Raw genomic sequence first — 12,434 nt, 5'->3', positions numbered from 1 at the left:
AGATTTTGTTGGCTGGGGTGGAAATATCAACTGGCCGCGGCCAGATTTTTCTGGGTTAAATGTATCTGGGGGCAGTAAGCGGGTTATGATGGTGAATTTGGGGCGCACTTTCAAGCGATCGCTCCATAGTACCAAAACCTAAGAACTCTGAAAGGGGAATTTATACAGTGAGTGACACCAACCTAGACCAATTAGCCCAAAGTGATCCAACGGTAACAGAACTCATCGGACAGGAATTACAGCGTCAACGGGAACACCTGGAACTAATCGCCAGCGAAAACTTTACCTCCGCGGCCGTTTTAGCTGCCCAAGGGTCAGTCCTCACCAACAAATATGCGGAAGGACTCCCCAAAAAACGCTACTATGGCGGTTGCGAATTTATCGATCAAATCGAGCAAATAGCCATCGATCGCGCTTGTCAGCTCTTTGATGCTACCCATGCGAACGTTCAACCCCATTCAGGCGCTCAAGCTAATTTTGCGGTGTTCCTGGCTCTCCTACAGCCGGGAGATACAATCATGGGGATGGATCTATCCCACGGGGGACATTTAACCCACGGTTCCCCGGTCAATGTGTCGGGTAAATGGTTTAATGTTTGCCACTATGGAGTCAGTCCAGAAACGGAAACCTTGGACTATGACAAGATTTTGGAACTGGCTAAACAACATCAACCCAAACTGATGATTTGTGGCTATTCCGCCTATCCCCGGATTATTGAATTTGACAAATTCCGAGCGATCGCCGACGAGGTGGGAGCATATCTCCTAGCGGACATCGCCCATATTGCGGGACTGGTCGCCACAGGTCATCACCCCAACCCATTACCCCATTGTCACGTGGTCACCACCACCACCCATAAAACTCTGCGGGGACCTAGGGGGGGGTTAATCCTTACCCGTGACCCAGAATTGGGCAAAAAACTAGATAAAGCGGTTTTCCCCGGTACTCAAGGCGGACCCCTGGAGCACGTGATTGCTGGTAAAGCGGTCGCCTTTGGGGAAGCACTAAAACCGGAATTTAAAACCTACTCAAGCCAAGTGATCGCCAATGCTCAAGCGTTAGCTAACTGCTTACAGCAACGGGGCTTAAAAATTGTTTCTGGTGGTACAGACAACCATCTGATGTTGGTGGATTTGCGATCGGTGAAAATGACCGGAAAAATTGCCGATCGCTTGATGAGTGAAATCAACATCACCGCCAATAAAAACACAGTCCCCTTTGACCCAGAATCACCCTTTGTCACCAGTGGTCTGCGGTTAGGTTCTCCAGCCATGACCACCAGAGGGATGGGAATTTCAGAATTTATGGAAATCGGTAATATTATCGCCGATCGCCTATTAAATCCTGATGATGACACAGTGACAGCCGACTGTCGCGCGCGCGTCGCCCAACTTTGCGATCGCTTCCCCCTATATCCCCATCTACAAATCAAAGTTCCCGCACTGACTTAATCAATTTCTGGGTCTGATGGGTACCAAAATAACCAACAATACCCCCATCTTTTAAAGGGAGACTGTGATCAGGCGGTTCAAAATATAGTAGACTCACCCTGAACTAGCTTTTAGCACCCATCCCAAAAAAACTTTGATCAGATGCCCTATCCTTTTTATCATCTGCTGGCCTTTGTAATTTCTACCGTCGTGGTCCTGTGGAGTACACCGATAGTCAAAAATATCGGGCTGAAAAGCGGACGAGTAGATTTACCCTGCGATCGCAAAGTGCATAAGCGTCCTATGGTTCGCTTGGGGGGAGTTTCTATCTTCATCGGTACACTCATCGCACTACTATTAGTTTGGTGCTTGGGTGGTTTTATCGGCGCAGATGGTCAGCCCCTCCCCCCTAAACAAGAATTTGAAATTTTAGGGGTCGCTATAGGCGCTATAGCATTCTTTCTCATTGGCTTGGGAGACGATTTATTTGGTCTGTCTCCCTTAACTCGATTAATCTTACAAACAGCGATCGCCAGTTCAGTCTGGTGGGTCGGAGTCCGCATTGAATTTCTGAGTATCCCCTACTTTGGCGGCTTAATACATATCGGCTGGTTAAGTTTACCCGTCACCGTCCTTTGGTTAGTGGGAATGACTAATGCTATAAATTGGATTGACGGTCTCGACGGTCTCGCTGCTGGAGTTTCCGGTATTGCAGCCGTGGTGATGTTAATCGCATCTCTATATATGAATCAACCCGCCGCCGCCCTCATTGCCGCCGCCCTAGCTGGGGGGTGTCTGGGATTTCTCCGATATAATTTTAACCCCGCTCAGATTTTTATGGGCGATGGCGGTTCCTATTTTATGGGGTTTACCTTGGCTGGTGTCGGAGTTATTGGTTTAGTTAAAACTACCGCCGTAACCTCTGTTTTACTACCCTATCTAATTCTAGCTGTGCCGATTTTGGATATGTCAGCAGTTATTATTGAACGATTACGACATGGAAAATCTCCCTTTGCTGCTGATAACCGCCATCTGCATCACCGACTACTAAAAGCGGGTTTATCTCAAAGGTTAACCGTTCTCTTTATCTATACTCTCACCCTATGGGTAGGGAGTTTGGCTCTGGCTTTCTCCGGTTTTCCCAGTGGTTTGGTCTATGCTTGGGGGGCTACCGGATTGTTGGGTTATACCAGTTGGAAAGCCGTAAAGCGTGCCAAATCATCAAGTTAATAATCTCTGACGATTTTTCATCATCAAATATATGACGGCTGAAATTATTTGTGTGGGGACAGAATTACTCCTGGGTAACATTACTAATACTAATGCCCAATTTCTGGGAGAACAATTAGCCGAACTTGGTATTCCTCACTATTATCAAACTGTGGTGGGAGATAACCCAGAACGTCTCAAAAAAGCGATCGCGATCGCCTCGGAAAGATCACAACTCCTAATTTTTACCGGAGGCTTGGGACCGACTCCCGACGACCTGACGGTAGAAACCATTGCCGACTTTTTCCAGACCCCCCTGATTGAAAAACCAGAAATCATCCAAGATATTGCCCAAAAATTCGCCAGCCGTGGGCGAGAAATGTCTCCCAGTAACCGCAAACAAGCCCTAATTCCCCAAGGGGCAGACATCCTCTACAATCCTATTGGTAGCGCTCCGGGGATTATTTGGCAACCAAAAGGCGATCGCCTCACCATCCTAACATTCCCCGGAGTTCCCGCCGAAATGAAACGAATGTGGGTAGAAATCGCCATTCCCTACCTACGGCTACAAGGCTGGTGTTCTCAGACCATCTACAGCTGCATCCTCAAATTTTGGGGCATTACCGAATCAGCATTAGCCGAACAAGTAGCCCCCTTCCTAGACCTACAAAATCCCACAGTAGCCCCCTATGCTAATTATGGCGAAGTCAAACTGCGAATTTCCGCCTGTGCCGAATCTGCCACCCGCGCCGCCGCACTCATTGAACCAATCGTAACCCAATTAAGACAAATTGCCGGATTAAACTGTTATGGTGCCGATGATGACACCCTCGCCTCCGTGGTCGGTCAGCATTTGCGACAAACACAACAGACCCTGAGTGTAGCTGAATCCTGCACCGGCGGCGGTTTGGGTAAAATGATTACCGAAATTTCTGGCAGTTCCGAATATTTCTTAGGTGGAGTTATCGCATACGATAACCGCATCAAACACCAACTCCTGGGAGTTAATGCCACCGACTTAGAGCAATTGGGGGCAGTATCCGCTACAGTTGCCGAACAAATGGCTCTGGGAGTGCGATCGCTCCTCCAAACCCACTGGGGACTATCCATAACCGGAATTGCTGGACCATCAGGAGGTACAGACAGCAAACCCGTCGGATTAGTATACATCGGACTAGCCCAACCCGACGGAACCGCTACCGCCAAAGAATTTCGTTTCGGGGACCAGCGAGAACGCTCCTGGATTCAACGAGCCAGCGCCTGTAGCGCCCTAGACCTACTCCGCCGCCAATTTTAACCTGATCAACTTGCCAAATTCTATGAAGATTTGTTATGATTAAATCACTGCTGGGCAACTAGCTAATCTTAGGGTATGTCAGTTTTGCTAACAGTAGGCACTGAAGGCATGAGGTCTACCCGTTCCGTGTAGGAGCAGTTCCGAAATTGCTACTACCCTAAAATCAAAGAAATTGCGGGTTGGAGTTAGATTAGCCTGCGAATTTGTAAAAAGGAGCCATTTTTGCAATGGAATACATTGAAAAGGTACTGGAGAAACTCCGGGAATGGGCGCGGGATCTAATCGAAGCATTATTAGGTCCAGAAGCACAACCGGAAGCGGAACCAGTTCCTGTGCCAGTAAGAGATTTTCCTCGCCAGAGATAGTGGTAAATCAGTTTAAAGTCAACTGCTGAGGTATTAAGAAATTGTTAAGTATTCTGGTGCTGCATGGTCCTAACCTAAACCTCTTAGGTCAGCGGGAACCGGGTATCTATGGCAAAGCCACTTTAGATGACATTAACCAACTGCTAACACAGGAGGCAGCATCATTAGGGGCTGAGGTTGTGGCTAGGCAGTCTAATCACGAGGGAGTCTTGGTCGATGCCATTCACTCAGCATTAGATCACCATCATGGCTTGCTGATCAATGCAGGAGCCTATACTCATACCAGTATTGCTATTAGGGACGCTATATCAGCAGTCAAAATTCCCACTGTTGAGGTTCACCTGAGTAATATTTACACCCGCGAACCCTTTAGGCATCATTCCTATATAGCCCCGATCGCGATCGGTCAGATTAGCGGTTTTGGGGCTGATAGTTATTGTTTAGGTTTGAGAGCATTGGTAAACTATCTGCGATCGCCCTAAAACCCAAACCTTCCACATGGAACACCCATTATTAGCAAAGTTCCAAGGCGCTTTGCTAGGCGCGGCTTGCGGTAGTTATCTCAGTCATCACCCACCCGAACCGGACTGGGTGGGTTTAACTATGGCTTTCACCGCCAGTCTCATTGAGCATCAAGGCTTAGATTTAGACCATTGGGGTCAAATTTGGCAAAAAAGCTGCCAGCGCCCCCCAGATAGCCCACCAAACCCCGATGAAGCCGCTTTAATTGCCTTCCCTGTGGCTCTATTTTTCCATGAAAACCGACCCCTCCAGCAACAGCAATTAAAACAATTAGCCGAAATATGGTCTGAGAGTGATGGCAGTCTGGAAAGGGAAGCCACAATGTTAGTGATGGGTGAAATCATAGCCCAAATCATGGCAACAGCAAGGGATAATCGCCCCATAATACCGAGGATATTAGAAAACCTATCCACCAACAACACCAGGGTTGAGCAGCAACTGTCTCAGGTGCAAATAGCCCTAGCTGAATCAATGACGCTGATACAAACACAGGCGCATTTGTCGAGTTTTCCTCATTCCAGCCTAGCCCTAGGATTGTACTGTTTTCTGAGTACACCTGAGCAACCCCTATTAACCCTAAAGCGTTCATCCCAAGTTAATTCAAGGTCTGCACTGACAACCATCATCAGTGGTATATTATCGGGAGCCTATAATACTCTGTTAGGCATTCCTGTCGGTTGGAGAATCAACCATCAAACTCCCCACCCCCCAGCGGAAATCTCTATGCTTGACCTAGGAGAAAAATTATTTAAAATTTGGTCTGGGGTTGATCCATGCGCCCTGGACAGTGCTTTAATTTAACAGGTCCACAATATGGCGGGGGTTATCTAGCGATCGAAAGGCGATCGCATTATTCTCCATAGTCTTAGATCAGGGGTTTTGCTTCTGGAAGTTTGCCGATCCGATATTTGGTGGCAATTTCCCAGACGGTGGGACTGCTAACCATAATGTAATGGTTGGGGTTACGAATTGTGGTCATTGAAAAGCCACCAGAGGAGGATATGAGTATCAACGAGATAGCTTATTCCCATGGCTGCAATTCTTCTTCTGGTAAAGGTTCAAAAAATGCGTCTGAGAGTTCTCCGGTGAGTAAACCAGGGCGGCGCGGTTCCGCTTCGTTATCGGTCACAGTGGCAGATTTTTCTGGATTTAAACCCAAACGGAAATAGTGAATTAGGTCATAAATTTCGGTGAGTTTGTCTTCGGGAATAGCTTGTAATTCTTGGATGATTTTTTCAATTAACATAAATTCTGCCATATTTCATGGTTAGATTAACTAGAAATATCCCAAATTTTAGGCGGCGGTGTCCTCGTTACTGGCAGCCATTTCTTTAAGTTAGACTCAGACCTGTTCTATATTTGGCATAGGTAACAGCACTGACATCGCCACAATTGCTGATTATTTGGTGCGATAGAGAGTTAAGCATTTGAGGAATTTAATATATCATCCGCTCCGTGATGGCGGCGAGGGTGGTAAAGGTTTCTTAGGAGGTTTGGGGGGTGGCTATGGTCTCAAGGCGGGGGTTCCCGGCGGATAGATTCTGGCTTTGACTTCGTTGTGAATAAACTCGATCGCACCATTAGCACTATAATACCATCAGAGGATAGGTGATTGTCGATTTTCCGGGCAAGTCGCCCCTCAATTCCCGCCGCCAATCTATGTATCCCGACACTCAAAAAAGGGGGTGGTTCGCGGGACTTATACCCGTCCGAACAAAACACAAGTTAAAATAACAAATACTGCCCGCCGCTAGGCAGAAAAGGGGCGGATTCGAGGGGTCTAGGACCTAAATAACTACTGGTGCGGAAATATGACTCATCCCAATTGAGGAATATCGCGCCGGGGATTTAGGTTAAATTTAAATTGTGCCGGATAGGTTTGTATGGATAGGTTTGAGTCAATCACCCGACAGATTGAAAGGCTTCGGAGTCATACTCGCCATTTATCATCGCGAGGAGGGACGGCTGAAGTGGTAAATCAGGGTACAAATAAGCAAAAATCTAGTGCGATCGCATTGAAGAACTCAGAAACTCCGGCGGGAAACGGTAACGGTTCCCCGACCCGGAAAAGGCGATCGTCTCAAATCGGTTATCCCCTCCTGTGGGTAATAGCAATTAGCACCCTCACAGGTGTCATGGGGGTTCGCTTTTATAACCAACCCAGATTATCAGTCGGCAGATATGCTCCCGAATCCTTTATCGCTCCGGCTGATGCTACTATTGAAGACATAAAAACCACCGAAGAAAAGCGCCGAGCCGCTCAGATGGGGGAGATATCCGTTCTGGTTATCGATCCGACTATTGACCGGGAAATTCTGCAAAACCTGGAATCAGTATTTGATCAAATTAACACCATTCGAGAATTAGCTGGACCCCTTCCCTATGTTAACACTGGCATTGTCTCCACAGATGTCCAGAGCCATATTCGCCAGCTACCACAACGACAATGGCAAGAGTTGATTACCAAAGTTAATCAGACCCCTAGTTTAGAAACCACCGACGAACCGGAAACCGTCACGGTCGATAAATCTAATATCCAAAAGTTTAAGAGTAAATTGGAGCAGGAAAGACAGCAACGTAAGGCTTATTTACAACTGTCTCAATACCGCAACCGAGTTGACGAGGAAGTTTTTTCAGATTTAATCTCGGAAATCTCAAATGCTCGTCGCAGCTATGCCCAAGCGGTTGATTTACTCTCCGAACAACAGACCTCAGAAGCTAGAGAGCTATATGATAGCACTGTATTAAACTGGTCTGATCAACTATGGCAAGAGACCCAATTTAGCATTTTACAGATAGCTAGACAAATGCTATCCCAAGGTATCGCTCTAGGTTTACCTAATGACATTATCAGACAAGCTGCCAGTCTCCATATTAACGGTGTAATTCCCCCAGAATCCCAAGGCTTTGCTAATACAGTTTTAACCAGATATCTCCGACCTAATTTGATTAAAGATCCCGTAGCTACCCGACGACGAGCTGAATTAGCTGCCCAAAAAGTTGAAACTGTGATGGTGAATGTCAATCAAGGTGATGTGATTATCCAAGAAGGTGAGACGATCACTCAGCGAGAATTTGTCATCCTTGACTATTTTGGGAAGAGTGAACGGGGGATTAATTGGAGAGGCTTAATGGGGTTTGTCTGCTTAGTGACAGTCTCGATTGTGATTGTGCTTGTAGTACAAAGAAAATTCCGTCCGGGTTTGCGACGACGAGATTATATTCTCTTATTGATACTAAGTCTCAGCACTCCGGTGTTATTACTGTTAAAAATACCAGCTACGAATTTGCCAGCGGTGGGGTTATTAATCGGGAGTTTTTATGGCTCTGCAGTCGGTGTGACTGTGGTAACTCTCCTATCAATAATGCTTCCCATTGGTATGGAAATTGAGACCATTTCCCTGGTGGCTAGTGCCGCTGGTGGTCTGGTGGGTAGTTTAATGGCTGGAAAGTTGCGATCGCGTGAAGAATTAGCCCTCCTAGGTGGGGCGGTAGGTATAACTCAAGGGCTAGTTTATTTAATCGCTACCCTGATAGTAAGTTCTACGGCTACGGTGATTTTTCATGTGCTGCTGGGTGCGGTCACTCTCAAGGTTTTTGAAGGTTTGGCTTGGAGTATTGTCGCTTTAGGATTAAGCCCCTATTTAGAGCACGTTTTTGACCTAATTACACCCATACGACTAGCAGAATTAGCTAATCCGAATCGCCCCCTACTGAAAAGATTAGCCACAGAAGCTCCTGGCACTTTTCAGCATACCATGTTTGTGGCTAGTTTAGCAGAAGCCGCCGCCAGTCACCTAGGCTGTAATGTGGAACTGGTACGGACGGGAACCCTTTACCATGATATTGGTAAAATGCACGACCCCCTAGGATTTATTGAAAATCAGATGGGTGGTCCGAATAAACATGATGAAATTGACGACCCCACAGAAAGCGCTCGCATTATTAAAAAGCACGTCAGCGAGGGTTTAGTTATGGCTCGTAAATGTCGCTTACCTAAAGCTATTCAGGCTTTTATACCCGAACATCAGGGACAAATGTTGATTGCTTATTTTTACTATGCAGCCCAACAAAAAGCCAAAGAAGATAATAGCATTGTAGTTAAGGAAGAAGATTTCCGCTATGATGGACCTATCCCCCAATCTAAGGAAACTGGTATTGTCATGTTAGCAGATTCCTGTGAGGCGGCATTGCGATCGCTTAAAGATGCCACCCACGAAGAAGCCTTACAAATGGTTAATAAAATTCTGCGCGCTCGGTGGCAAGATAATCAATTAGTAGATTCGGGATTAACACGGGAAGAAATGGCAAAAATTGCCGAAATTTTCGTCCGGGTCTGGGAACAAGTTAACCATAAACGTATCGCTTACCCCAAAGGTGTTTTCTCATCAAGATAATGGATAATTGACAAATGTTTTCCCAAGTTTATTATTTACTCTGCTCTCAAAAAGATGGTCAATATGTAGCCGCTCATCCTAACCCGGATTTACCCGAAAGCTATGTGCTGCTATTTGCCGAACATTTTGAAGCCCTTAGCTACCTGAACCAACATGGCGCAGAAGTTAGCGATCGCTTTACCGTTGAATCTATCTCAGGTTCTCAAATCCAAAGCATTGTTCAACGTTGGGGATTTTCTGGCTTGGGGATGGTCAAAGACCCCCTGATTCCCACCATTGAATTTTTATCCATTCAACCGGGATAATAATAACCGCTCCCTGGGGTATTTCCTCTAACTGCATTTCACAGATGCCATCTAGCCCTCAATGTGCAAAAATAATCCCAGAGAGTTCTATGATCATCAACAGCGCGGAGTTAAACTGTGGAGTCCCGATATAATCCTGCATCCATCGAACAGAAGTGGCAAAACACATGGGCTGAACAGGGGTTGTACCAAACCCATCAAGACCCCAATAAACCCAAATTTTATGCCCTATCCATGTTTCCCTACCCATCGGGAAGCCTGCACATGGGTCATGTGCGTAATTACACCATCACCGATGTAATCGCGCGACTGAAGCGGATGCAAGGATATCGCGTCCTACACCCCATGGGATGGGATGCCTTTGGACTACCAGCCGAAAATGCAGCCATTGATCGCGGTATCCCTCCCCAAACCTGGACTTATCAAAACATCGCCCAAATGCGCGAACAACTCCAACGGCTGGGATTTTCCATTGATTGGGATGCTGAAGTAACCACCTGTTCGCCGGAATATTATCGCTGGACTCAGTGGATTTTTCTGCAATTTTTCCAAGCCGGACTCGCCTACCAAAAAGAATCGGCGGTTAACTGGGACCCCATCGACCAAACCGTATTAGCTAACGAACAAGTAGATAATGAGGGGCGTTCCTGGCGTTCTGGTGCCATAGTAGAACGGAAATTATTGCGCCAGTGGTTCCTCAAAATTACCGACTACGCCGAAGAACTCCTTAATGACCTGGAAAAACTCCCCGGTTGGCCAGAACGAGTGAAACTAATGCAGGCTAACTGGATTGGTAAATCTGTGGGGGCGCGTTTAGATTTCCCCATTGTGGGAGTTGATGATCAAATCTCTGTGTTTACCACCCGTCCTGATACGGTCTATGGGGTGACTTACGTTGTTCTCGCCCCAGAACATCCCTTAGTCGCCCAAGTTACCACAAAAGACCGCAAAGCTGAGGTAGAAGCCTTTATTAAACAAGTGACGGCTGAAAGCGAAATGGAACGCACCGCTGAGGATAAACCCAAGCGCGGCATTCCCACGGGTGGAAAAGCTATCAATCCTTTTACTAAAAAAGAGGTTCCTATTTGGATTGCGGATTATGTCCTCTATGAATACGGAACTGGCGCGGTGATGGGGGTTCCCGCCCATGATGTCAGAGATTTTGCCTTTGCTACTCAATACAATTTACCCATTCGCCAGGTGATTGTTCCTGATGATGCTGATAACGATAATGACCCGGATGATGAGGTGAAGCAAGCCTACACGGAACCGGGAATTATGGTAGACTCAGGACCTTTTAGCGGCGAACACTCTAGCCACGGTAAACAGGCGGTGATTGAGTATGCGGAAGATGAAGGCTATGGGGAAGGAAGGGTTCAATATCGCCTCCGGGATTGGTTGATTTCTCGTCAACGCTATTGGGGTTGTCCGATTCCGATTATTCATTGTCCTGACTGTGGGGCGGTTCCGGTTCCTGATGGGGATTTACCTGTGAAATTGCCGCAAAATGTGGAATTTAGCGGCCGTGGTCCGTCTCCGTTGGCAACTTTGGAAGATTGGGTTAATGTTCCCTGTCCTAGTTGTGGCACGCCAGCCAAGCGGGAAACTGACACTATGGATACGTTTATTGATTCTTCCTGGTATTTCCTGCGCTATCCTGATGCTAAAAATGCTGACCAGGTTTTTGATGTGGCTCAGACTAATGATTGGATGCCTGTTGATCAGTATGTGGGGGGCATTGAACACGCGATTTTACATTTGTTGTATTCTCGCTTTTTTACTAAGGTACTACGCGATCGCAATTTATTAAAGTTTGATGAACCTTTCCAACGGTTATTAACTCAGGGGATGGTGCAGGGGATTACTTACAAAAACCCGAAAACTGGTAAATATATCCCCCCGAATCTAGTTAACACCAATGAACCCAAAGACCCGGAAACAGGCGATCGCTTGCAGGTTTTCTTTGAGAAAATGTCGAAATCCAAATATAATGGAGTTGATCCATTATTGGTAATGGAAAAATATGGCGCAGACACCGCCCGTATGTTTATCCTCTTTAAAGCACCCCCAGAAAAGGATTTAGAATGGGATGATGCTGATGTCGAAGGACAATTTAGATTCCTGAATCGGGTATGGCGGTTAGTTACCGAATTTGCGGCTAATCACTCGGTTAGTAGTACCAAATCAACTACTGGGAATCTGAATAAAGCCGAAAAAGACCTGCGCCGCGCTATCCATAATGCTATTAAAGAAGTTACCGAGGATTTAGAGGGGGATTACCAATTTAATACAGCCGTATCGGAAATGATGAAATTGAGTAACGCCCTATCTGATAACAGCAAAATTCAAGACTCCCCCATTTATCAGGAAGGAATCGAGACTCTGTTAAAACTTCTGGCTCCTTTTAGTCCCCATATTACTGAGGATTTGTGGCATCAAATTGGTCATAGTGATTCAGTTCATCTACAGTCTTGGCCGACATTTGACCCCAGTGCTTTAGTGGTGGATGAAATCACCTTAGTAATTCAAATCAATGGTAAAACTCGCGGCACTATTCAGGTGGCTAGTGGGGCGGATAAGTCTACTTTGGAACAACTAGCCAAAGACTCAGAAATTGCTCAACGACACCTGGAGGGTAAGCAACTACGCAAGGTGATTGTTGTACCTGGTAAGTTAGTCAATTTTGTGGTCGGTTAATTTACCATTTAACGATTTGGGTAGGGTGCGTCCAAACCCGGCTATATGAATCCTCACCGAATAACTATCGGCTGACGCACCTTCAATCAATTATCGGGTGTTCAGGATAATTCTCTAATCATGATTTGGGTAGGGTGCGTCCAAACCCGGCTATATAAATCCTCACCGAATAACTATCGGCTGACGCACCTTCAATCAATTATCGGGTGTTC

Annotated in this window: 10 protein-coding genes; 9 read left to right on the top strand and 1 reads right to left on the bottom strand. The window is 46.4% G+C overall.

The features are described 5' to 3' along the window. Nucleotides 1–167 precede the first annotated feature (167 nt). The 6 genes from glyA to P5683_RS01475 all read left to right on the top strand — a co-directional run bounded on the left by glyA (nt 168) and on the right by P5683_RS01475 (nt 5,624). Complete coding sequence (gene glyA / locus P5683_RS01500) at nt 168–1,451, top strand: serine hydroxymethyltransferase (RefSeq protein WP_008052609.1); 1,284 nt, start codon at nt 168–170, stop codon at nt 1,449–1,451. Nucleotides 1,452–1,592: 141 nt separating this feature from the next. Further along, complete coding sequence (locus tag P5683_RS01495; protein WP_006624288.1) at nt 1,593–2,660, top strand: glycosyltransferase family 4 protein; 1,068 nt, start codon at nt 1,593–1,595, stop codon at nt 2,658–2,660. A gap of 31 nt (nt 2,661–2,691) precedes the next feature. Next, a complete protein-coding gene (locus tag P5683_RS01490; protein ID WP_315641789.1) occupies nt 2,692–3,936 on the top strand; it encodes a competence/damage-inducible protein A in 1,245 nt (414 codons plus the stop codon). A 227-nt stretch (nt 3,937–4,163) separates the two neighbouring features. Further along, entirely contained in the window at nt 4,164–4,301 is a 138-nt protein-coding gene (locus tag P5683_RS01485) for a hypothetical protein (protein ID WP_006624290.1), read from the top strand. A gap of 41 nt (nt 4,302–4,342) precedes the next feature. Next, complete coding sequence (gene aroQ, locus P5683_RS01480) at nt 4,343–4,783, top strand: type II 3-dehydroquinate dehydratase (RefSeq protein WP_006624291.1); 441 nt, start codon at nt 4,343–4,345, stop codon at nt 4,781–4,783. Nucleotides 4,784–4,799: 16 nt separating this feature from the next. Further along, nucleotides 4,800–5,624 carry a hypothetical protein gene (locus tag P5683_RS01475; protein ID WP_008052607.1) on the top strand — a complete coding sequence of 275 codons (825 nt, stop codon included), beginning with the start codon at nt 4,800–4,802 and terminating at the stop codon, nt 5,622–5,624. Nucleotides 5,625–5,844: 220 nt separating this feature from the next. On the opposite strand, the gene P5683_RS01470 is transcribed toward P5683_RS01475, so the two are convergent. Next, entirely contained in the window at nt 5,845–6,081 is a 237-nt protein-coding gene (locus P5683_RS01470; protein ID WP_396442547.1) for a hypothetical protein, read from the bottom strand. Nucleotides 6,082–6,706: 625 nt separating this feature from the next. On the opposite strand from P5683_RS01470, the gene P5683_RS01465 reads away from it, so the two are divergent. The 3 genes from P5683_RS01465 to leuS all read left to right on the top strand — a co-directional run bounded on the left by P5683_RS01465 (nt 6,707) and on the right by leuS (nt 12,222). Further along, nucleotides 6,707–9,220, top strand: a complete 2,514-nt coding sequence (locus P5683_RS01465; protein WP_315641788.1) for an HDIG domain-containing metalloprotein — start codon at nt 6,707–6,709, stop codon at nt 9,218–9,220. A gap of 14 nt (nt 9,221–9,234) precedes the next feature. Beyond that, entirely contained in the window at nt 9,235–9,525 is a 291-nt protein-coding gene (locus tag P5683_RS01460) for a hypothetical protein (RefSeq protein ID WP_006624299.1), read from the top strand. Nucleotides 9,526–9,642: 117 nt separating this feature from the next. Beyond that, on the top strand, nt 9,643–12,222 hold the full coding sequence (gene leuS, locus P5683_RS01455; protein ID WP_006624300.1) for a leucine--tRNA ligase: 2,580 nt from the start codon (nt 9,643–9,645) through the stop codon (nt 12,220–12,222). The last annotated feature ends 212 nt before the right edge of the window (nt 12,223–12,434 follow it).

Source organism: Limnospira sp. PMC 1279.21, from assembly GCF_032349615.1.
Lineage (GTDB): Bacteria > Cyanobacteriota > Cyanobacteriia > Cyanobacteriales > Microcoleaceae > Limnospira > Limnospira fusiformis.
Note: the sequence above shows the minus strand (reverse complement) of the source record. Positions and strands in the feature narration are given on the sequence as shown.